The organism is Enterobacteriaceae endosymbiont of Donacia provostii, assembly GCF_012570145.1.
GTDB lineage: Bacteria > Pseudomonadota > Gammaproteobacteria > Enterobacterales > Enterobacteriaceae.
Genome location: NZ_CP046206.1, coordinates 352833 through 377525, shown reverse-complemented (window position 1 = coordinate 377525; position 24693 = coordinate 352833). Strand labels below are relative to the sequence as shown.

The window sequence follows — 24693 nt, the reverse complement described above, 5'->3', positions numbered from 1 at the left end:
TATATGTTTTTATATAAAGAATATAATCATGTTAATAAATACAATAATGAATGACCATAAATATTTTGTTTTATTTCAAATATTTGCTATTTGTATTAGTTGTATAATGATATTAATTTCATTATTTTTAGGAGAACGTTCATCTAATTTAGATAAACAAATACCATTTGAATCAGGTGTAATGTCTTATAAAAATTCACAAATTAAAATACATATTAATTTTTATTTAATAGCAATATTTTTTATTATTTTTGATATTGAATCTTTATATTTATATTTATGGTCACTTTCTATAAAGAAAATAGAATTAGAAGGTTTTATTGAAGGAATTTTATTTATTGTTACTATTTTAATTACTTTATTTTATATATTAAAAACCAATATATTAAATTGGAAACGTAAAAATATTCAATAATATTTAAATAATAAATACATAATATGAAATATATATTTAGTAAATATAAAAATAATAAAAAAAAATATCCTCTTAAAGAGGAAAAATACATTAGTCATGATCCATTAAATGAACAAGTTAATAAAAATATTTTTTTAGGTAATTTAAAAAAAATTACTCATAAAATTATTAATTGGGGAAGAAAAAATTCATTATGGCCTTATAATTTTGGATTATCATGTTGTTACGTAGAAATGACAACATCATTTACATCAATTAATGATATTTCACGTTTTGGTTCAGAAGTTTTACGTGCATCTCCAAGACAAGCTGATTTTATGGTAGTAGCAGGTACATGTTTTTTAAAAATGGCTCCTATCATACAAAGATTATATGATCAAATGTTAGAACCAAAATGGGTAATTTCTATGGGATCTTGTGCAAATTCTGGGGGAATGTATGATATATATTCTGTAGTTCAGGGAGTAGATACTTTTTTACCTGTAGACATTTATATTCCTGGATGTCCTCCTAGACCAGAATCATATATACAAGCTTTATTATTACTACAAAAATTAATTAATTATGAAAGACGACCATTATCATGGGTAATAGGAGAACAAGGTATTTATAAGGCTAAAATGAAATCACCTAATAAAAATTTTTATAGTAAAAATATTAAATTTAAATCACCAAAAAATATATAATATTTATGGATATCTATTTATGAATAATATTTTTAATAAAAAAGTTGATCAAATAGGAGATAAACATAATAAATCTTTTTCTAAAAAGAAAATAGAACCTGTAATAGATGAATTAAATAATCATTTTTCTTTTAAAGATTTTATTATACAAAATAGTTTTAATATAAAAATGCCATTAGTTATTTGGATAAAATCTAGTGATTTAATAAAATTTATAAATTTTTTTACAAAAATAATTATTAATCCATATAACATGTTATATGATATGCATGGTATTGATGAAAGATTACATTTAAATAAATTTTATTTAATGAAAAAAATGGATTTTTCTTTATTTTATCATTTAATTTCTATTAATAGAAATTCAGATATTATTATAAAAATTCCTCTTAAAAAAAATAAATTATATATTAATAGTATTACAGAAATTTTTAAAAATGCTAATTGGTATGAAAGAGAAATATGGGAAATGTTTGGAATAAATTTTATTAATCATCCTGGTTTATCACATATTTTATTACCTAAAAATTGGAATAATGGCTACCCATTACGAAAAGATTTTCCTTCTAGAGCTACTGATTTACCTTCTTATATTTTAACAAAAGAAAAATATAAACAAGATATTAAAGCAACAAAATTTTTTCCAAAAGATTTTAATATATCTAAAAATAATAATTGTAATGACTACATGTATCTTAATTTAGGACCTAATCATCCTTCCGTACATGGTGCTTTTAGAATTATTTTACAATTATTAGGAGAAGAAATTATACAATGTATACCAGAAATTGGTTATCATCATAGAGGAGCTGAAAAAATAGCTGAAAGACAAACATGGCATACGTATATACCTTATACAGATAGAATTGAATATTTAGGAGGATGTATAAATGAAATGCCTTATATTCTAGCAATAGAAAAATTAGCCAATATTATTGTTACAGATAGAATAAAAGTAATTAGAATAATGTTATCTGAATTATTTCGTATTAATAGTCATTTATTATGTATATCAACTTTTATACAAGATATAGGAGCAATGACTCCTGTATTTTTAGCTTTTACAGATAGACAAAAAATATATGATATAATTGAAGCTATTACTGGTGCAAGAATGCATCCTGCCTGGTTTAGAATAGGAGGGTTAGCTCAAGATTTACCTAAAGGATGGAATATTTTAATTAAAAAATTACTTATTTGGTTACCTAAAAGATTACTTATATATCAAAAAGTAGCTTTACAAAATAGTATTTTAATATCAAGAACTAAAAATATAGCTGTTTATTCTAAAGAAGAAGCAATATCTTGGGGAGTAACTGGTACAGGATTACGAGCTACTGGATTAAATTTTGATATTAGAAAATGGCGTCCTTATTCAGGATATGAAAATTTTGATTTTGATATTCCTACTAGTAATATTAGTGATTGTTATTCTCGAATATTATTAAAATTAGAAGAAATTTGGCAAAGTTTAAATATTATAAAACAATGTTTAAATTATATGCCTGAAGGAGCATATAAGGTTAATCATCCTTTAACAACTCCTCCTATTAGAACAAAAGTATTATATAATATAGAAAGTTTAATTAATCATTTCATACAAGTTTCATGGGGACCTTTAATACCTGCAAATGAATCGTTTCAAATGATTGAAGCTACTAAAGGAGTTAATAGTTATTATTTAATTAGTGATGGTAATATAAATAGTTATCGTACTAGAATAAGAACACCTAGTTTTCCTCATTTACAACAAATACCATCTGTTATTTGTGGTAGTTTAATATCTGATTTAATTGCTTATTTAGGAAGTATTGATTTTGTTATGTCTGATGTAGACCGTTAAAATAATATCATGAAAAATAAAAATCATAATAAAAATTTATATTTAAAAAAAAAAGATTATTTAATTATTAATAATATAATAAATAATTATGAATGTAATCAAGCAGCTATTCTTGAAATATTAATATTTTTTCAAAAAAAATACGGATGGATATCTGATAATATTATTACTAATATTTCTAATTTTTTAAAAATTAATCCATCAGAAATTGATAGTATAGCAACATTTTATAGTCAAATTTTTCGATCACCAGTAGGTAAATATGTTATTAAGTATTGTGACAGTATTGTTTGTTATATAACAAAATATAAAATTATTTTAAAACATATTGAAAAAAAACTAAAAATTAAATCAGGAGAAACTACTTCTGATAAATTATTTACTTTAATACCTATATGTTGTTTAGGACACTGTGAAAATAGTCCTGTTATAATGATAAACGAAAAAATTTATACTTCATTATCTATTAATGATATAGATCAAATATTGGATAATTATATTCATGAAAATAAAAAAACCCAATCCAGAAACACATCCTTTAACATGGCGAATTAAAAAAAATAAAACATTGTTTTTAAAAAAATATATAAAAAAAGATGGTTATACAACTTTAAAAAATATTTTAATAAAAAATACACCACAAGATATAATTAATACTGTAAAAAAGTCTAAGTTAAGAGGAAGAGGAGGGGGGGGGTTTTATACTGGATTAAAATGGAGTTTAATTCCTCCAAAAAAAAGTAATAATGAAATTAGATATTTTTTATGTAATGCTGATGAAATGGAACCAGGAACATATAAAGATCGTTTTTTAATAGAACATATCCCACATCAACTAATAGAAGGAATTATAATAAGTGCTTTTGCAATACAAGCTAATAAAGGATATATTTTTTTAAGAGGAGAATATATAAATTGTGCAAAAATTTTAAATATAGCTATAAAAGAATTATATCAATCTAAATTTTTAGGTAAAAATATATTAAATAGTAATTTTAATTTTGATTTATATCTCCATATAGGAGCTGGAAGATATATATGTGGAGAAGAAACAGCTTTAATTAATTCTATAGAAGGAAAACGTCCTAACCCACGTTTTAAACCTCCATATCCTGCAATAGTTGGATTGTGGGGTAAACCTACATGTATTAATAATGTTGAAACTATTGTTAATATACCTTATATCATAAAATATGGTCCAAAATGGTATCGTAATATATCTCAAAGTCTATATGATAGTGGTACAAAAATGTTAGGTTTTTCAGGAAATGTAAAAAATCCTGGATTATGGGAGTTACCACTTGGTATTCCTGCACGTTTAATTTTTGAAAAATATGCAGGTGGTATGAAAAAAGGATTTTTTTTCAAAGCTTGGCAACCAGGTGGAGCAGGAACAGGTTTCTTAACAAAAGATCATTTAGACTTACCAATGGATTTTATAAATATTAGTAAAGCAGGGAGTAGATTAGGAACTGGTATATCTATTGCAGTTGATACAAGTATAAGTATTATATCTATAATAAAAAATTTAGAAATATTTTTTGCTAGAGAATCTTGTGGTTTTTGCACTCCCTGTAGAGAAGGATTACCCTGGATTGTTAAAATATTAAATAATTTAGAAAAAAAAAAAGGATCTATTAAGGATATTTATCTTCTTAAAGATATAAGCAATCAATTAATTAATGGGGGTTCTTTTTGTGCTCATGCACCTGGTGCAATGGAACCCTTAAATAGTGCGTTAAAATATTTTCTAGATGAATTTAAAGATGGAATTATTAGCTAAAAAAATTTTTATATAAAAATTTTTTAACTTATATATTATAAATAAAAATATTTTACTATTACTAAATAGTATTTAGGAATATATATGATGATTAATATTAATATAGAAGGGCAAGTATATAAAGTTAATGAAAAAGATAATTTATTAAAAATATGTTTATCTTTAGGTTTTGATATACCATATTTTTGTTGGCATCCTATTTTAGGAAGTATAGGTTCATGTCGTCAATGTGCAATTAAGCAATTAAATGATTCAGATCAAAATAAAAATCATATAATTATGTCATGTATGTCTTCTCCTATTCATAATACAAAAATTATTATTTATGATAATGATCTAATTAATTTCCGTAAAAAAAATATTGAGTTATTAATGTTAAATCATCCACATGATTGTCCTATTTGTGATGAAGGTGGTAGTTGTCATTTACAAGATATGACTGTTATGACTGGACATCATAATAGAAGATATAATTTTCCTAAAAGACAATATAAAAATCAATATTTAGGTCCTTTTATTTCTCATACAATGAATCGTTGTATTACATGTTATCGTTGTGTAAGATTTTATAAAGATTATGCAGATGGTCAAGATTTTAATGTTTTCGGATCTAAAAATATTATTTATTTTGGTAGATATTCAAACGGAAAATTAAAAAATCCATTTTCTGGAAATTTAATTGAATTATGTCCTACTGGAGTTTTCACGGATAAAATTTATAATCAAAATTATGCTAGAAAATGGGATTTACAATATGCTCCAAGTATTTGTCAAAATTGTTCATTAGGATGTAATATTTTTATTGGAGAACGTTATGGGAAATTATCTAGTATACAAAATAGATTCCATGAAAAAATAAATCATTATTTTTTGTGTGATAAAGGTTATTTTGGTTATGAATATACTTATTTAAAAAATAATCCTATTAAAATTATATACTATAAAAAAAACAAGAAAATAATTTCAAATCATAAAGAAATTATAAAAAAAATTATTCATATCATATTAAATTCTAAAAATATTATTGGTATTGGCTCACCTAGAGCAAGTATAGAAAGTAATTTTATTTTAAAAAAATTAGTGGGAAAAAAAAATTTTTATTTAGGTATTTTAAAAAATGAAAAAAAACAAATTAATTATATTATTGATATAATAAAAAATACAAAAATATATTTTCCTACATTATCTGAAATTGAAAATTATGATAGTATTTTAATACTAGGAGAAGATTTAAGTAATACAAATCCTAGAGCTGCTTTAGCAGTTAGACAAGCTATAAAAAAAAATTTTAATATTAAAAATAATGATTTTAATATTCCATATTGGAATGCTGATGCAATTTTAAATATAAAAAATAAAAAATTAAATCCTTTATTAATCACTAGTAATGACAAAACATTGTTAGATGATATTTCTATATTCAATTATTATACATCAAATTTTAATCAATCTAAATTTGGTTTTATATTAGCAGATTATTTAAATAATAATAATTATATTATAAATGATAAAGTTTTAAAAAAAAAAATTATAAAAGTTTCTAAAATATTATTAAATTCTTCGAAACCTTTGATTATTTCAGGAACTGGTTCTAATTCTTTATCATTAATTTCAGCATCTTATAAAATAGCACAATCATTATATAAAAATAAAAAGGATGTAGGATTATTTTATGTATTAAATAAAGTGAATAGTATGGGAATAAGTTTAATTAAAGGAAAATCTTTAAATAGTTTATTTAAAAAAAAAAATATTAGTCATAGTAATTTTAATATAGATACTGTTTTTATAATGGAAAATGATTTATATTTTTATGAAGATAAAAATAAAATTAATTATTTTTTAAAAAATATTCCTAATATAATTGTATTAGATCATATTTTAACTAGAACTATGAAAAAAGCTAGTATAATTTTACCGACAGCAAATTTTATGGAAAATAGTGGTACTGTTATTAATAATGAAGGTAGAGCACAAAGATTTTTTCAAGTTTATGATCCTTTTTTTTATAATAAATATAATGCTAGAAAAGCAAGTTGGAAATGGATATATGAAATATATTCAAAATTAAAAAATTTAAAAAAAGATATTACTTTAGATGAAATTATCAAAAAATGTGAAAAATATATTCCCATACTAGATGGTATTCATTTATCAGCTCCTAATTCGAATTATAAAGTTTATAATAGAAAATTTGCTAGATCTCCAATAAGATATAGTGGAAGAACATCGATTTTATCTAATGTTCATATACATGAACCTCAACAACCTCAAGATAAAGATACTATATTTAATTTTTCTATGGAAGGAAATTATGGTTCACATGTTAATTATAAACATATACCATTTTTATGGTCTCCTGGATGGAATTCTTCCCAATCATTACATAAATTTCAAAAACAAATTGGTATTTCATTTAAATATGGTTGTTCAGGATTTAAAATTTTAAATAAAAATAAAAATAACATAGATATCAAAATAATATATGATAAATATATAATAAATAATAATAAATTATCTATTATTGCACATCAACATTTATTTCAAAATCATAGTTTAATACAAAAATCTAATTTAATAAAAAAATATTTTAATAATTATTATGTAATTTTAAATAAAAATGATGCTACAGAATTAGGAATTATAAATAATAATTTAATAAAATTATATTGTTTAAATAACATTTTTATATTAAAAACATATATTTCAGATTTTTTAAATCGAGGATTAATTAGTCTTCCATTAGGAACAAAAAATATTCCATTATCTTTTTTTGGAAAAATTATTGAAAAAATAAAGGTATTAAAATGATATTATCTTATTTTTATTCTATAAAATTCTTTTTTTTATGTAAAATAATATTAATCTTATTAATATTATTAATAAGTAGTGCTTTCTTAAGTTTTTTAGAAAGACGTATTCTTGCTTTATTTCAAAATCGATATGGTCCAAATAGAGTAGGATTATTTGGTTGTTTTCAAGTATTAGCTGATATGATAAAAATTATGTTTAAAGAAGATTGGACTCCACATTTTTCAAATAAATTATTATTTAATTTAGCACCTATTTTAGCATTTAATACATTATTATCTGTATTTGCTACATTACCTATAACTCCAAATATAATAATATCAAATTTAAATATCGGTATACTTTTTTTTTTTATGATGGCTAGTATTTCTATATATTCTATATTATTTGCAGGATTATCAAGTAATAATAAATATGCTTTATTAGGAGTAATAAGAGGTATTGCACAAATTATTAGTTATGAAATTTTCTTAGGATTATCATTAATGGGTATTATTTGTCAAACAGGATCATTTAATTTTTTAGATATTATTTATTATCAATATAATCATGGTTGGAATATTATTTCTCAATTTTTTAGTTTTATACCATTTTTAATTTCTACTATAGCATTATGTCATAGACATCCTTTTGATCAACCTGAAACAGAACAGGAGTTAATTGATGGTTATCATATTGAATATTCTGGAATGAAATTTGGTCTTTTTTTTATAGGAGAATATATTAATATAATAGTATTATCTTCTTTAATTGTTATTTTATTTTTTGGAGGTTGGTTAGGTCCATTTTTTCAACCAATAATATGGTTTTTAATTAAAACTATTATATTTATAATATTATTTTTTTTAATAAGAGCATCATTACCTAGACCTCGTTATGATAAAGTAATATATTTTGGATGGTTTGTATGTTTACCATTAGTATTAATTAATCTTATAATTACTGCTTGTTTAATAAAATTTAAATAACTTTAAAAAAAAGTTAATAATGAACATGAAAAAAATTTTTATTGGTATAATTAGTCAAATAAGAAGTATTTTTATTATTTTACTTAATCTCTTTAGTAAGAGAGAAACAATAATGTATCCAGAAAAAAAAATTTATTTACCACCAAGATATAGAGGTAGAATAATTTTAACATCTGATTTAAATAATAATGAACGTTGTGTTGCTTGTAATCTTTGTGCAGTTGTTTGTCCAGTAGGATGTATATCTTTAAAAAAATCTATAAATAAAAATGGACGATCATACGCGAAATTTTTTAGAATCAATCTTTCTAGATGTATTTTTTGTGGTTTTTGTGAAGAATCTTGTCCTACATCAGCAATTCAATTAATTCCAGATTTTGAATTATGTGAATTTGATCGAAAAAATTTAATATATGAAAAAAAAGATTTATTAATTAATAATCCTGGAAAAGATTTAAAATACAATTTTTATGATGTTTCAGGAGTTAAAATTAAAAATAATAAAGAAAATAATTTAAAAGAGTTAAATATAGAAGTAGATATAAAAAATATTTTACCATAATTTATGTTATGAGGTCTTTTATATGGAGATAACATTATATATATTAGGATTTATATCAATAATTTTTTCGTTTTTAGTTATTATTACTATTAATCCTATTTATGTATTAATAAATTTTTTAATTTCAATAATTTCAATATCATGTATATTTTTTTTATTAGGTAATTATTTTGCTGGAGCATTAGAGATTATTATATATGCTGGAGCTATTGTTGTATTATTTATATTTGTTTTAATGTTCCTACAATATAAACATATTGAATTAGAAGAAAAACTTTATTTTATTAAAAAAAAATTTTTTTTAATTAAAATATTAATTATAAATATTTTTTTTTTAATATCAATATTTTATATTTTAAAAAATTTGTATGTAAAAAAATTAATTCTTAATAATTTTGTTAATATAGAAAATATTGGTTTAAATTTATTTACACAATATAAAATTATTGTAGAATTAATTTCCATACTTTTATTATCAGGTATAATTATTATTTTAAATATAGGAAATAAAAAAAATCATTAAGATTTAAATTATTTTTTTTACAATAAAGAAGAATACAAAATGATACCTTTATATCATATTTTAATATTTATTATGATCATATTTATTATCGGATTAACAGGAGTATTAATTAGAAATAATATGTTATATATTTTAATTTGTACTGAATTAATGATTAATTCTGCTGCTTTATCATGTATAATTTCAGGTAATTATTGGAGACAAACAGAAGGAGAAATTATGTATATTATATCTATTAGTATATCAGCTATAGAAACTTGTATAGGATTAATTTTATTAATAAAATTATACTATTATAAAAATAATATTAATATTAATTCAATAAGTGAGATGAATGGATGAAATGCCTTTTTTTAATTATTTTAATGCCATTAATTAGCTTTTTATTATTATCACTATTTTCTACTTATTTAAGTAAGAATCAAATTTCAATAATTGGAATTTTTTTTATAGGTGTAAGTGCATTATTAACATTAATAATTGGATGTATTTTTTTAAATAATAAATTATTATTTTATAAACAATCATTATGGAATATATTAAATATTAATTCTCTTCATGTTGATTTTAACTTATATTTAGATATGTTATCCTTGGTTATGTTGTTTATTACTACATGGGTAGGATTTTTTATTCATATATTTTCTGTTTGGTATATGAAAAATGAAAAAGGATATTCTAGATTTTTTGCATATACTAATTTGTTTATTGCTAATATGACATTATTAATTTTAGCTGATAATTTTATTTTAATGTTTTTTGGATGGGAAGGAGTAGGAGTATGTTCTTATTTATTGATAGGATTTTTTTATAAAAAATCATTAAATGGATTATCTGCTATAAAAGCATTTTTAATTACTCGTTTTAGTGATATTTTTCTAATTATTGGAATGTTTTTTATATTTCGAATATTTAATTCTTTTAATTTTATAGAAATATTAAATATTTCTACATCATCTTTAATTTATTATAAATCATATTATTTGAAAATAATATCTATTATGATTATAATAGGATCCTTAAGTAAATCTGCACAATTTCCATTAAATACCTGGTTAATAGATGCAATGGCAGGACCTACTCCTGTATCTGCTATGATTCATGCAGCAACTATGGTTACTGCTGGTATTTATTTAATTTTACGTAATAATATATTATTTTTAATGAATAATGATATACTTTTTTTATGCAGTATTATTGGTGCAATAACAATATTATTATCTGGTTATTCTGCAATGATACAGAAAAATATTAAAAGTATTTTAGCATATTCTACAATGAGTCAAATTGGATATATGTTTTTAGCATTAGGTCTTAGTTTATGGAAAGCTTCTTTATTTCATATAATATCACATGCTTTTTTTAAAGCATTACTTTTTTTATGTGCTGCATCTATTATTTTTTTATGTAAAAATGAACAGAATATATTTAAAATGGGAGGAATAAAAAAAAAATCTCCATTCTTATATTATGTTTTTTTATTTGGTTCAATGTCTTTAATTTCAATACCTTTTATTACTATGAGTGGTTTTACAAAAGAAAAAATATTATATGAAATTTTTATCAGTAAATATACTATTTTATTTATTATAAGTTTGATAGGTAGTTTTTTTACTTTTTTATATACTATTCGAATGATTGATAAAATTTTTTATAGTAAAAATAAAAATTTTTTGCAAGAAATAAAAAATAATCAATTAATGCATAATATTCCATTAATAATATTAATGATATTATCTAGTTACATTAGTGTAATATTTTTACCAATAAAAAAAAAATTTTTACTACCTAACAAATTATTAATATTTAATCATCAAAATTATTTTATAATAGAAATATTATCTATATTAATTTTCATTATTAGTTATTTTTTATATATTTTATATATAAAAAATAATGTTATAATAAATAAGATTATTAATCAAAATTATTATTTTTTTAATTATATAAATAATTTTTTTTTCAACGGTTATTATATTGATTATATATATGTAAATATATTTACATATATTTTTAAAAAATTTTTATTTTTAATAAAAAATGATCCTATTGCCAAAATTATAGATTATTTTTTTATTAAATTTTTAAGCAAAACAGGAAAAATATTATTAATAAGCCAAAATGGAGATATCCGTTGGTATATATCAATGATATATATAGGAACAATAATAATTTTATTATATTTTACAATATTTATTAATAATCATTATTATTTTATATAATAAATTTAATTTTTATATATTACATATTATAAATATAATTAGGAAATTTTATGTTATTACCCTGTTTTATATTAATACCTTTTTTTAGTGGTTTAATTTGTTGGCAAAGTGAAAAAATAAATTCTAAATTTCCTCGTTGGATATCTTTAATTTCTATTAGTTTTATTTTCATAATATCTATTATTCAATTAATTTTATACACATATTTTTCTAAAAAAAATATATATTTTCAATATCCTATATGGATTTCGGAATTTATGTTAAAATGGATTCCCAGATTTGGAATCCATTTTCATTTAGCTATGGACGAATTATCATTAATAATGATAAATTTAACTGGATTATTAGGTATAATGGCTATTATATGTTCTTGGAATGAAATTAAAAAACTTCATGGTTTTTTCCATTTAAATTTATTATGGATTTTAAGTGGAGTTATTGGAGTATTTTTATCTGTAGACATGTTTTTATTTTTTTTATTTTGGGAAATAATGTTATTACCTATGTATTTTTTAATATCTTTATGGGGACATAAAGATATTAAAGGACGTAGCCGTATTAAAGCAGCAACTAAATTTTTTATTTATACACAATCTAGTGGTTTATTAATGCTATGTGGAATTTTATCTTTAGTTTTTTTTTATTATAAATCTACTGGTATATTAACTTTTGAGTATAAAGATTTATTAAATCATCATTTAAATTTAAAAACAGAATTTTTATTAATGTTATCTTTTTTCATTGCATTTGCAGTAAAAATGCCTATTATTCCATTTCATGGATGGTTACCTGATGCACATAGTCAAGCTCCAACTGCAGGATCTGTTGATTTAGCTGGTATTTTATTAAAAACTGCTGCTTATGGTTTATTAAGATTTATATTACCATTATTTCCTATATCATCTTTAAAATTTTCATCTATTGCAATAATATTAGGAGTATTAGGTATTTTTTATGGATCTTGGATGGCTTATATACAAAATGATATAAAAAAAATTATAGCTTATACATCAATATCTCATATGGGATATATTTTGATAGGAATTTATAGTTTTAATAAATTAGCTTATCAAGGTGTAATAATACAAATGATATCACATGGTATTTCAGCTGCTGCACAATTTATTATTTGTGGACAAATATATGAAAGATTAAAAACACGTAATATTCAATTAATGGGAGGAATATGGAATAAAATAAATATGTTACCAGGTTTATTTATTTTTTTTGCTTTAGCTAGTATTGGTATACCAGGTACAGGAAATTTTATAGGAGAATTTTTAATTTTATTAGGTACTTTTTATAAGTATCCTGTTTATGCATGTATTGCTACTTTTAGTTTATTATTTACTAGTATTTATTCTTTGAATATGATACAAAAAATTTTTTATGGTTCTAAAATTAAAATAAATATTTTAGAAAAAAATATGTTTTTAAGAGAAAAAATTATTTTATTTATATTATTAATTTTATTAGTAATTTTAGGATTTTATCCACAATTAATTTTAAATATATCAAATAATACTATTAATAGTATATATAATAGAATAATAATGATAAATTATTAATTTAATTTATATATTATTTAATATACATTATTTAAATAAATAGAAAATTTTATGACTAAATCAATAATATCATTAATACCTTTAATTATTAATATTCTTTCATTAATATTATTGTTAATGAAAATATCTATAAAACGTGATAATAAAACAAGTTTAATTATCACAATTATTAGTTTTATATTAACAATAATATCTATTGTTTATATATACAAAAATAATTTTTTTATGGATAATTTATTTTTACAAGATAAATATTCAAATCTATATAAAATTATTATATTATTAAATAATATAATAATATGCTTATTAGCTTATAAGTGGTTATCTTCTTTTAAAGATAATAGAGATGAATTTTATTTATTAATTATAATTTCTTCTATAGGAAGTTTAGTATTATTAGATTCAGTTAATTTAATTTCAATGTTAGTTGGAATAGAATTAATATCTATACCTACTTTTGGATTAATATTTTTTAATACAACATTAAAAAATTCTTTAGAAGCTAGTATAAAATATACTATTATTTCTATAATAGTTTCGTCATTTTTAATATTAGGTATATCTTTTATTTATTTAGATAATGGTAATTTAAATTTTATTAATTTATTAAATAATGATATTGTACATAATTTTTTTAATATAAATTATTTAACAATTATTGGTTTATTATTAATAATAATTAGTTTAGGATTTAAATTATCTATAGTACCATTTCATTTATGGACTGCAGATGTTTATCAAGGATCGCCAACTATTGTTACATTATTTTTATCTACATTTAGTAAAATATCGATTTTTATATTTTTATTTAAATTTTTAATTAATTTTACATATATTTATTATATGCAAACTTTTATATTAAAAATTATAGTTTTATTATCTATATTATCAATATTATTTGGTAATATTTTGGGTATTGTTCATAAAGATAATATTAAACGTTTATTAGCATATTCATCTATATCACATATAGGTTATATGTTAATAATGTTAATTTATAATCAAAAATATGAAACATATATTTTTTCTTTAGAAATGATGATTATATATATAATTGGATATTTAATTAATCATTTAGGTATTTTAGGTGTAATGAGTATATTTTCTAGTTTTAATGTTAATGAAATTAATATAGATAAATTATATTATTATCGTGGTTTATTTTGGTATGATCCTATTTTAGCTTTTACTTTAACAGTAATGTTTTTATCTCTAGCAGGTATTCCTATTACAATAGGATTTATATCTAAATTTTATTTAATAGCTTTAAGTATAAAAATGAAAATGTGGTATTTAGCTAATATAATTATTTTTGGTAGTTCTATGGGTATATATTATTATTTAAAAATTATTATTAGTTTGTATTTAAAACCATCTAAAATAAATAAGATTATTTATTTTAATAAAATAGAGAATAATTATTATTACTTTTTTGTAAAAAATTTATTATTATTATTTGCTATAATAACAATTATATTAGGATTATATCCACAATTAATAACTCAATTAATGATTAATTAAATTTTATAAAATTTAATTATTTAAAATATCTATTTTTTTTTTGTAAAAATTTAAATATAAATATTATTATTAATAATAATAAAAAAAAATATAAAAAATATTTACTAATTTTAGTAGTATCTTTTATACTTTTTGATATTATTTCTCCAAAAAAATATCCAGAAGTAGTAAAAAAAATAGTCCAAATAAAAGCTCCAATAATATTTAATAAAAAAAAATTTATATTAGAAATATTTGTAATACCCATTATTATGGGACTAATTAATCTAAATCCATAAATAAATCTTGTAATAATAATAAAAAAATAAGGATACTTCTTTAAAAGAAGACTATATTTTTGAATTTTTACATTGTAATTTTTTAAAAAAGATAATAAACTTTTACCATATTTTTTACCTATATAAAATAATATTTGATTACTTAATATAGAACCTATTATAGTAATGATTATAATTTTATTTAAATTAAGAATTTTTTTATGTGCTAACATACCAGCAATAATAATAAATGTTTCCCATTCAATTAAAGAACTTAATAATATTATTAAATAACCGTATTTATACATTATTTCAGTTAAATTTATATCGAACATTTCTTGAGATCATTTATTTTTAAAATAGTTAAAAATATTATTTTTCGGTGAGAAGGGGATTTGAACCCCTGATATGTTTCCATATACATACTTTCCAGGCATGCGCCTTCAACCACTCGGCCACCTCACCATATTAAATTAATTACTATTGTTAAAATAATAATAATATAGTAGTATTATATACTATGTTAAAGAAAAAAAAATTAAAATTTAATTTTTTATTTTATGATTATGAAACTTTTGGTTTAAATCCTAAAAAAGATAGAATTGCTCAATTTGCTTGTATACGTACTGACATTAATTTAAATATAATTAATAAACCTATAGTTCTCTACTGTAAATTACCTAATGATTATTTACCTGATCCTAAATCAGTTATTATTCATAATATAAATCCATATATAGTTAATTTAAAAGGAATACAAGAAAATAAATTTGCAAATTATATCAATAATATATTTTTATATCCAAATACTTGTGTTGTTGGATATAATAATATTAATTTTGATGATGAATTCAGTAAATTTTTATTTTATCGAAATTTTTATGATCCATATAGTTGGTTTTGGAAAAATAATAATAGTAGATGGGATATATTAAAATTAGTTAGAGCATGTTATGTTTTAAGACCTGATGGAATTTTTTGGCCTAAAGTTAATAATATTCCTGTTTTTAATCTTGAAAAAATAGCTAAGATTAATAATCTTTTATCTTATAAAATTCATGATGCATTATCTGATGTATATACTACAATATCTATTACAAAATTAATTAAAAATAAACAACCACTATTATATAAATATTTTTTTAAATATAGAAAAAAAAAAGAATTAATAAAAATAATAAATTTATCAAAAATTAATATTTTAGTACATATTAGTCATATTTATAAAAATAAAAATAACAATATAAGTTGTATAACTCCATTATTTTGGCATCCACAAAATCAAAATATATTAGTAACTTTTAATTTAATAAAAAATATAAATTTTTTTTTACAAAATATTAAAACATTCAATAAATTAGATCAAAAAATTATTTTTTCACACATACAAATAATTAACTTTAATAAAGTTCCTTTATTATTACCTTTTAATATTTTATCTAAAATAGATATTAAACGTTTAGAATTTAATTATATTTTTTATGTAAAAAACTTTATTTTATTAAAAAAAAATTTTTTAAAAATAAAAAATATTATAAAATTATTTTTAACAAATTTTATGATTAAAAGTTATGAAACAAATATTTACAATGTTGATGAACAATTATATAAAAATTTTTTTCCTAATAAAGACTTATTAAAATTTAAATATATACATAATAAAAAATTTATTTTTTTAAAAAAATTATCTTTTCAAGATAAAAGAGCTAATATTTTATTATTAAAATATAAAGCAAGAAATTTTCCTATGATTCTAAATATGAAAGAACAAAAAATATGGAATATATATAAAAAAAATGTATTAAATGATAATTTTATTCAAAATTATATATTTAAAATTAAAGAACTTTTAAAAAAAAAAATTTGTAGTAAAAAAAAAATAACTTTAAAAAAATTAATAAAATATATTAAAAAAATTTTTTAACATTATTAAAAAATTTATAAAAACAATAAGTGTTTTAATTTTAAATATTTTGTATTTAAATATTTAAAATTATAAATGTTAGAATTTACAATTAATGGTATTCTACTAACAATATTTATACCATATTTTCTTAAAATTTTAATTTTATAAGGATTATTAGTTAATAATTTAATATATTTAATATCTAAATTTTTTAGAATATTTACACAAGAAATAAAATTTCGTTCATCTGTATCAAATCCTAGTTTATGATTAGCTTCAATAGTATCTAATCCTTTATCCTGTAGATTATAAGCTTTAATTTTATTTAAAATACCAATATTTCTTCCTTCTTGTCTATGATAAATTAATATTCCACAATTTTCTTGAGAAATTTTATCTAATGATAATTGTAATTGTATTCCACAATCACAACGTAAACTATCAAAAACATCTCCAGTTAAACATTCTGAATGTATTCTTACTAATATAATAGAATTTTTATTTATATTTTTTAAACCTTTTACTAAAACAATATGATTATTACCAGTATCTATTTCTTTAAAACCTATAATAACAAATTTTCCCCATTTTGTAGGTAATTTTGCTCTAGATATTTCTTTTACATTCATTATTTTTACCTTTTAAAATTTATATTTTATATAAATAGACATACATTTAAATATGTTAATAAAATTTATAATATTTGAAAAATGATTTTTATAAAAGAAAATAATTTATTATATTGAATTTTTTATTAAAATAATTTATTTATATAGTAAACTATTATTTTTAGGAATTATATGAATTTATTAAAGTCATTAACTACAGTTAGTATAATTACATTGCTTTCGAGATTATTAGGTTTTATCAGAGATAGTCTTATTGCAAAAGTTTTTGGCGCTGGTATTTATAGTGATTCTTTTTTTATAGCTTTTAAGCTACCTAATTTATTAAGACGTATTTTTGCAGAAGGAGCTTTTTCTCAGGCTTTTACTCCTATTTTAGCTGAATATAAAAATAAAAGAAGTAATAAAGAAACGAAAAATTTTATTGCTTCTACATTAGGTATACTAATTATTATACTTTCTATAATAGTAATATTAGGTATATTATTTTCTTCATTTATTATTTCAATTATTGCACCAGGTTTTGTTAATACAGATTATAAATTAAAACTTACTTCAAAAATTTTAAAAATGACTTTTCCGTATATTTTATTAATATCATTATCATCATTAGCTAGTTCTATTTTAAATATTTGGAAAAATTTTTTTGTACCAGCAATTACTCCTATTTTACTAAATGTAAGTATGATATTATTAATTATAATATTTCCCAATTTATTAGAACCATCAATTTTAATTTTAGCTTGGGCTGTATTAATTGGAGGATTATCTCAAATTTTTTATCAATTAATTTATTTAAAAAAAATTAATATGATAATATTACCAAGTTTTAAAAATTTTGATAAAGGAGTATTAAGAGTTTTTAAAAAAATGTGTACTGCAATTATTGGTGTAGCAGCAACACAAATATCTTTATTAATTAATTCTGCTTTTTCTTCTTTTTTAATTACTGGATCAATTACCTGGATTTATTATTCCGATCGTCTTATGGAATTACCTGTTGGTATGTTTGGAATAGCACTAACGATAGTATTACTTCCTGCTTTAACTGATGCTTATACTCAAAATAAAGAACATGAATATAATCAATTAATGGATATAGGTTTACGTTTATGTTTTTTATTAGTAGTACCTAGTTCATTAATTTTAGGATTTTTATCAAAATTATTATTAATTTCATTGTTTCAATATGGAGCATTTACTTATTTTGATGTATTAATGACTCAAGTAAATATTATTATATATTCTGTTGGATTATTATTTTTAGTAATAGCTAAAGTTTTAGCAATTGGATTTTACGCAAGACAAGATGTAAAAACTCCTGTTAAAATTAATATATTTGTTTTAATTATTACTCAATTAATAAGTCCTATATTTATCTTTTTTTTACATCATATAGGTTTTCCTATATCTATATGTTTTGCAGCTTTATTGAATGTAATTTTATTGTATAAAACATTAGTAAAAAAAAAATTATATATGCCAGAAAATGGATGGATAAATTTTTTATTTCGTATTTTAATAATTACAATATTATTAAGTATTATTTTATTTTGTATTGTTTGTAAAACACCAGAAAAATGGTTAATTTTATCTCCTTTTAAAATACGTATTTTTTATTTATTAATTATTTGTTCTATAATTTTTATATTATATATTTTACTATTATTTTTATTAGGTTTTAGAATAGAAGATTTTTCTTTAAAAAATATAATTAAATAATTTTATTTTTTAAAATAAAATATATAATATTTAAAATAAATAAAAAATATTTTTTATTTATTTCTATAAATAATATTTTTATTTTAAATTTTAAGAAAATAAAATTTTTTGTCTAAATTTTATAAGATTTTGTTTAATTTCCCTTACAAGAAGAATATACATAATATTTCTGGATTTTAATAATGAAAAACCAAAAAAATTTAATTCATTTAACATGTACAAAAAATAAATATCAAGGTTTATATATAACTAAAATAGCATTTTTAAAAATAAATAATATACTTTATAAAAGTAAAAATAAAGCATTAAAATTAATGTTAATAAAATCTGGTTGTTTTGGATCAAAATATAAAATTTCATTATTAGATCAATTATTATATCATGAAATTTTATTTCAAAAAGATCAAACATATATTTTTGTTAATAAAAAAGATATTATATTTATAGATAATACTATTATAGATTTTACAAAGAATAATTTTCATCAATCTTTTCAATTTTATAATAGTAATATTAAAGAATTTTGTGGATGTAAAAAAAGTTTTATTTTTAAATAAAATAAAAGAAGAAATCACATGAGTAATAATTATAAAGATTTTAAAAAAAATAGTATGTATAAAGAAGGATTTTCTACTGAATTAAAAAATACAGAATTTACTCCAGGTATTAATATAAATATTATATATAAAATTTCTAAAATTCGTAATGAACCAAAATGGATGTTAGAATTTAGATTAAAAGGATATAATTTTTGGATAAATAAAAAAGAACCTCATTGGTTAAATGGATATTATAAAAAATTAAATTATCAAAATTATATTTATTATTCAGCTCCTTTATATAATAAATTAAATAATAATGTAAAAAATAAGTATTTTACAGATGAAGTTAAAAAAACTTTTAATAAATTAAAACTTCCTATTCAGAATAATTCAAATATAGCAATCGATGCTATTTTTGATTCTGTTTCAGTGATTACAACTAATCAAAAAAAGCTTTTAGATAAAGGAATAATTTTTTGTTCTTTAAATTATGCTATTAAAAATTATCCTAAATTAGTTCAAAAATATTTAGGTTCTGTAGTTCCAGCTGATGATAATTTTTTTGCAGCATTAAACGCTGCCGTTATTTCCGATGGTACATTTATTTATATTCCTAAAAATACTAAATGTCCTTTAGATTTATCTACTTATTTTAGAATTAATCAAAAAAATTTTGGTCAATTTGAACGTACAATCTTAATTGCAGATGAAAATAGTTATGTAAATTATATAGAAGGTTGTTCTGCACCAATTAGAAATAATTCTCAATTACATGCTGCTGTAGTTGAGGTAATTTTACATAAAAATGCACAAGTAAATTATTCAACTGTACAAAATTGGTTTGCAGGAAAAAAAAATAGCGGAGGTATTTTAAATTTTGTAACTAAAAGAGCTATTTGTCATGGAAAAAATAGTAAAATGTCTTGGACACAATCAGAAACAGGTGCAGCTATTACCTGGAAATATCCTAGTGTAATTTTAAAAGGTGATAATTCTATTGGAGAATTTTATTCTGTTTCATTAACTAATAATAATCAACAAGCTGATACTGGTACTAAAATGATACACATAGGTAAAAATACAAAATCAACAATTATTTCTAAAAGTATTTCTACAGAAAAAAGTAAAAATACTTATCGTAGCATAGTATATATTAATAAATATGCTGAAAACTCTCGTAATTTTACTCAATGTGATTCTATTTTAATAGGTTCTAAATGTAGTACACATACATATCCTAATTTACAAATATTAAATAATACTTCACAAGTTGAACATGAAGCTTCTACTTCTAAAATTGAAGAAGATCAAATTTTTTTTTGTTTACAAAGAGGATTAAGTTTAGAAGATGCTATATCATTGATTGTCAATGGGTTTTGTAAAGAAATTTTTATGAAATTTCCTTTAGAATTTGCAGTTGAAGCCCAAAAATTATTATCTATTCATTTAGATAATAGTATAGGATAAAATAATATATTTTATAATAAAAATTAAACATTATGTTAAAAATTAACAATTTATGTGTAAATATAAATAATAAGATTATTTTAGATAATTTTAATTTATCTATTAATCCAGGAGAAATACATGCAATAATGGGTCCGAATGGTTCAGGTAAAAGTACATTATCTTATGTAATATCCGGTAAAAAAGAATATATAATTACTCAAGGAGAAATATTATTTAAAAAAAAAAAATTATTATGTTTAAAACCAGAAATTAGAGCTAGAGAAGGTATTTTTATTTCTTTTCAATATCCTATTGAAATACCTGGTGTTACTAACAATATATTTTTATATAATTCTTTAAAAGCAATAAAAAAATATAAAGAAAATATAATATTAGATAGATTTACTTATAATAAAATTATAAATGAAAAAATAAAAATTTTAGGTAAAAAAAGAGAATTTTTACAAAGATTTGTTAACGTAGGTTTTTCTGGAGGAGAAAAAAAAATTAATGATATATTACAAATGTTATTGCTAGAGCCAGATCTTTGTATTTTAGATGAAATTGATTCTGGATTAGATATAGATGCATTAAAATTAGTATCTAAAATAATTAATATTATGAAAAATTCTAATAGATCATTTTTAATTATTACACATTATCGTCGTATTCTTGATTATATAAATCCTGATTATATTCATATTTTATATAATAAAAAAATTATTAAATCAGGAAATATAAATATTATTTCCTATTTAGATAAATATGGATATAGGCATATAAATGAAATATAATATTTATTCTCAATTAAAAAATTTTTATAAATTACATAAAAAATATCTTTCTTCTAATAAATTAGAAATAGATTTATATAAATTAAAAAAATTAATAGAAAAAGAACTTTTACATAAAAAAAAAATATTATTATTCAAATATTTAGAAAATAAATCTTTAGTAAATTCTAATTTATTAGAAAATATTAATAATCAGTTATTAAAATTAATATTTCCAATTAATGCTATAATGTTATTTTTTATTAATGGTGAAATTAATAAAAAACTTAGTAATATATATAATAAATATTATGAAATAGATATTAATACACATAAAATTAAGAATCATAATAATATTTTAAAAAAAGATATTTATAATTATTTATCTGAATCTCTTACAAAGAGATATGTATCAATTAATATTAATAATAAAAAAAATATTTATCTTAAAAAACCATTATATATAGTATATTTTAATAATATAAATAAAGAAAATAAAATTTCAATGTTTAATTATAGAAATTTTTTTTATATAAAAAATACTTTTTCTACTATAATAGAACATTATATAAATACAGATAAACCATATATTAATAATATTTATAATACTTTTATTATTCAAAATAATTCTAAATTAGAACATTATACTTTTACTAATAATAATATTAATAAAAATAATAATTTTTGTTCAATTAGTAATGAATTTATATTATATAATAATGTTTTTTATAAAAAATATGATATATTTATGTCAAATCAATATATTAATCAGAATAATTATTTTAAATTTTTAGGAGAAAAAACAAAGTTAATATATAAAAGTTTATTATTTTCTAAAAATTCTAATATTATAAATATAAACAATCTTATAGAACATAGTATTAAAAATACTAGTAGTGTACAATTACATAAAGCAATTACTTTAAATAAATCAATAATTAATTTAATAGGATTATTAAAAATTAATAGAGATGCTATAAAAACACATGGACAGTTAAACTATAGTAGTTTGCTTTTAGATAAATTATCTAAAATAAATATTCAACCTGGATTAGATATTTTAAATGATGATGTTAAATGTACACATAGTGTATTTACTGGTAAAATAAACTATGATCAAATTTTCTTTTTAAGAACAAGAGGTATAAGTTTTAAAAAATCATATAATATTTTACTTATATCTTATATACTAGATTTTTTAAATGAAATTAATAATAGTATTATTAAAAAAAAAATTTTAAAAAAAATATTTTATTATTTATCAATAGAGAATTTTTTTAATGAGTTTTAATATAAAAAATATTAGGAAACAATTTCCTATTTTTTCAAAAAAAATTAATGAAAATAAATTTGTCTATTTAGATAATGCATCAACTGTACATAAACCAAAAAAAGTAATTACTTCATTAAGTAATTTTTATAAAAATGCATATTCTTCTGTTAATAGAGGTATTTATAGTTTAAGTTTAAATGCAACAAAAAAAATGGAACAGATACGTAATCAAGTAGCTCATTTTATTAATGCTAAATATACTGAAGAAATAATTTTTACTAAAAGTACAACAGAAAGTATTAATTTAATAGCTTATACTTGGGGAGTTCAAAATATTTCATCACATGAAAATATTATTTTATCTGAAATGGAACATCATTCTAATATAATTCCATGGACAATATTATCTCAAAAAATAGGATTTAATATTCGTATTATACCATTAGATAAATATGGAAATTTAAAATTATATAAAATTAATAATTTAATTGATAAAAATACACGTTTAATATCTGTTACGTATATTTCTAATGTTTTAGGTACGATTAATCCAATTAAAAATATAATTAAATTAGCTAAAGAAAAAAATATTATTACTTTAATTGACGGTGCTCAAGCTATTACAATTAAAAAAATTGATGTCCAAAAACTCGGTTGTGATTTTTTTGTTTTTTCAGGACATAAAATTTTTGGACCTACTGGTATAGGAGTATTATATGGTTTAAAAAAAATATTAAAATTAATGCCTCCATGGCAAGGAGGAGGAGGAATGATTGTAGATATATATAAAAAAAAATTTATTTGGGAAAGAATACCTTGGAAATTTGAAGCAGGTTCTCCAAATATAGCAGGAATTATAGGTTTAGGTAAAGCTATATCTTGGTTTACGAATTTTAATATTCAAGATATTATTAAACATAATCAATCTTTAACAAGATATGCTTTTAAAAAATTTAATTCTATTTCAGATATTAAAATTTTTGGACAAAAAAATGCTAATATTAATAGAATTGGTATAATTTCATTTAATTTATCTAATTATCATTCTTATGATATAGGTAGTTTTTTAGATCAATACGGTATTGCTATACGTACTGGTCATCATTGTTCTATTCCTGTTATGAAATTTTATAAAGTTCAATCTATGTGTAGAATTTCTTTTTCTATTTATAACAATAAAAATGATATTGATTATTTTATAGATAGATTAATATATATAAAAAATTTATTAAACCGATAATAA

General features: G+C 19.4%; 22 protein-coding genes and 1 tRNA gene. 20 read left to right on the top strand and 3 right to left on the bottom strand.

The genetic code is table 11. The features are described 5' to 3' along the window. Positions 1-28 precede the first annotated feature (28 nt). The 13 genes from ndhC to GJT93_RS01830 all read left to right on the top strand — a co-directional run bounded on the left by ndhC (position 29) and on the right by GJT93_RS01830 (position 14902). Positions 29-415: an NADH-quinone oxidoreductase subunit A gene (gene ndhC, locus GJT93_RS01890; RefSeq protein WP_168821912.1), complete on the top strand. Its 387-nt coding sequence runs from the start codon at positions 29-31 to the stop codon at positions 413-415. 23 nt (positions 416-438) lie between these two features. Beyond that, positions 439-1101 carry a NuoB/complex I 20 kDa subunit family protein gene (locus tag GJT93_RS01885; protein WP_168821911.1) on the top strand — a complete coding sequence of 221 codons (663 nt, stop codon included), beginning with the start codon at positions 439-441 and terminating at the stop codon, positions 1099-1101. 19 nt (positions 1102-1120) lie between these two features. Beyond that, a complete protein-coding gene (gene nuoC / locus GJT93_RS01880; protein WP_168821910.1) occupies positions 1121-2944 on the top strand; it encodes an NADH-quinone oxidoreductase subunit C/D in 1824 nt (607 codons plus the stop codon). A 9-nt stretch (positions 2945-2953) separates the two neighbouring features. After that, positions 2954-3499: an NADH-quinone oxidoreductase subunit NuoE gene (nuoE, locus tag GJT93_RS01875; RefSeq protein ID WP_168821909.1), complete on the top strand. Its 546-nt coding sequence runs from the start codon at positions 2954-2956 to the stop codon at positions 3497-3499. After that, positions 3447-4727 (top strand): NADH-quinone oxidoreductase subunit NuoF, encoded by a 1281-nt coding sequence (gene nuoF, locus GJT93_RS01870; RefSeq protein WP_168821908.1) that lies wholly within the window; start codon positions 3447-3449, stop codon positions 4725-4727. Before nuoE ends, nuoF begins: the two co-directional genes overlap by 53 nt. An 84-nt stretch (positions 4728-4811) precedes the next feature. Next, positions 4812-7538: an NADH-quinone oxidoreductase subunit NuoG gene (gene nuoG / locus GJT93_RS01865; RefSeq protein WP_168821907.1), complete on the top strand. Its 2727-nt coding sequence runs from the start codon at positions 4812-4814 to the stop codon at positions 7536-7538. Further along, positions 7535-8506: an NADH-quinone oxidoreductase subunit NuoH gene (gene nuoH / locus GJT93_RS01860; RefSeq protein ID WP_168821906.1), complete on the top strand. Its 972-nt coding sequence runs from the start codon at positions 7535-7537 to the stop codon at positions 8504-8506. The genes nuoG and nuoH overlap by 4 nt, the downstream gene beginning before the upstream one ends. Positions 8507-8525: 19 nt before the next feature. Next, positions 8526-9068 carry an NADH-quinone oxidoreductase subunit NuoI gene (gene nuoI / locus GJT93_RS01855; RefSeq protein WP_168821905.1) on the top strand — a complete coding sequence of 181 codons (543 nt, stop codon included), beginning with the start codon at positions 8526-8528 and terminating at the stop codon, positions 9066-9068. A gap of 22 nt (positions 9069-9090) precedes the next feature. Beyond that, positions 9091-9591: an NADH-quinone oxidoreductase subunit J gene (locus GJT93_RS01850; protein WP_168821904.1), complete on the top strand. Its 501-nt coding sequence runs from the start codon at positions 9091-9093 to the stop codon at positions 9589-9591. Between the two features lie 39 nt (positions 9592-9630). Continuing rightward, positions 9631-9933, top strand: coding sequence for an NADH-quinone oxidoreductase subunit NuoK (gene nuoK, locus GJT93_RS01845; RefSeq protein WP_168821903.1), 303 nt, complete (start codon positions 9631-9633; stop codon positions 9931-9933). Next, on the top strand, positions 9930-11813 hold the full coding sequence (gene nuoL, locus GJT93_RS01840) for an NADH-quinone oxidoreductase subunit L (protein WP_168821902.1): 1884 nt from the start codon (positions 9930-9932) through the stop codon (positions 11811-11813). Before nuoK ends, nuoL begins: the two co-directional genes overlap by 4 nt. A 50-nt stretch (positions 11814-11863) precedes the next feature. Beyond that, positions 11864-13381 (top strand): NADH-quinone oxidoreductase subunit M, encoded by a 1518-nt coding sequence (nuoM, locus tag GJT93_RS01835; RefSeq protein ID WP_168821901.1) that lies wholly within the window; start codon positions 11864-11866, stop codon positions 13379-13381. Positions 13382-13432: 51 nt separating this feature from the next. After that, the gene (locus GJT93_RS01830; RefSeq protein WP_168821900.1) at positions 13433-14902 is read left to right on the top strand and encodes an NADH-quinone oxidoreductase subunit N; all 1470 of its coding nucleotides are present in this window, start codon (positions 13433-13435) and stop codon (positions 14900-14902) included. Between the two features lie 16 nt (positions 14903-14918). Here the strand turns inward: GJT93_RS01830 and GJT93_RS01825 are convergent, their stop codons facing one another. Together GJT93_RS01825 and GJT93_RS01820 are read right to left on the bottom strand one after the other, a co-directional pair. Continuing rightward, complete coding sequence (locus tag GJT93_RS01825; protein ID WP_168821899.1) at positions 14919-15494, bottom strand: DedA family protein; 576 nt, start codon at positions 15492-15494, stop codon at positions 14919-14921. A gap of 45 nt (positions 15495-15539) precedes the next feature. Beyond that, a tRNA-Ser gene (locus GJT93_RS01820) sits at positions 15540-15624 on the bottom strand. Positions 15625-15679: 55 nt separating this feature from the next. On the opposite strand from GJT93_RS01820, the gene sbcB reads away from it, so the two are divergent. After that, positions 15680-17083, top strand: a complete 1404-nt coding sequence (sbcB, locus tag GJT93_RS01815; protein WP_168821898.1) for an exodeoxyribonuclease I — start codon at positions 15680-15682, stop codon at positions 17081-17083. A 14-nt stretch (positions 17084-17097) separates the two neighbouring features. Here the strand turns inward: sbcB and ribA are convergent, their stop codons facing one another. Continuing rightward, positions 17098-17694 carry a GTP cyclohydrolase II gene (gene ribA / locus GJT93_RS01810; RefSeq protein WP_168821897.1) on the bottom strand — a complete coding sequence of 199 codons (597 nt, stop codon included), beginning with the start codon at positions 17692-17694 and terminating at the stop codon, positions 17098-17100. A gap of 171 nt (positions 17695-17865) precedes the next feature. Here ribA and murJ point away from each other — a divergent pair, with 171 nt between their 5' ends. The 6 genes from murJ (at position 17866) to GJT93_RS01780 (ending at position 24690) form a co-directional block, all read left to right on the top strand. Next, a complete protein-coding gene (murJ, locus tag GJT93_RS01805; protein WP_168821896.1) occupies positions 17866-19413 on the top strand; it encodes a murein biosynthesis integral membrane protein MurJ in 1548 nt (515 codons plus the stop codon). Positions 19414-19595: 182 nt separating this feature from the next. Then, entirely contained in the window at positions 19596-19970 is a 375-nt protein-coding gene (locus GJT93_RS01800) for a HesB/IscA family protein (RefSeq protein WP_168821895.1), read from the top strand. A gap of 18 nt (positions 19971-19988) precedes the next feature. After that, the gene (gene sufB, locus GJT93_RS01795; protein WP_168821894.1) at positions 19989-21422 is read left to right on the top strand and encodes a Fe-S cluster assembly protein SufB; all 1434 of its coding nucleotides are present in this window, start codon (positions 19989-19991) and stop codon (positions 21420-21422) included. A gap of 32 nt (positions 21423-21454) precedes the next feature. Then, positions 21455-22198: a Fe-S cluster assembly ATPase SufC gene (gene sufC, locus GJT93_RS01790; protein WP_168821893.1), complete on the top strand. Its 744-nt coding sequence runs from the start codon at positions 21455-21457 to the stop codon at positions 22196-22198. Continuing rightward, positions 22188-23468 (top strand): SufD family Fe-S cluster assembly protein, encoded by a 1281-nt coding sequence (locus tag GJT93_RS01785; RefSeq protein ID WP_168821892.1) that lies wholly within the window; start codon positions 22188-22190, stop codon positions 23466-23468. Before sufC ends, GJT93_RS01785 begins: the two co-directional genes overlap by 11 nt. Further along, positions 23458-24690 (top strand): SufS family cysteine desulfurase, encoded by a 1233-nt coding sequence (locus tag GJT93_RS01780; RefSeq protein WP_168821891.1) that lies wholly within the window; start codon positions 23458-23460, stop codon positions 24688-24690. Before GJT93_RS01785 ends, GJT93_RS01780 begins: the two co-directional genes overlap by 11 nt. The last annotated feature ends 3 nt before the right edge of the window (positions 24691-24693 follow it).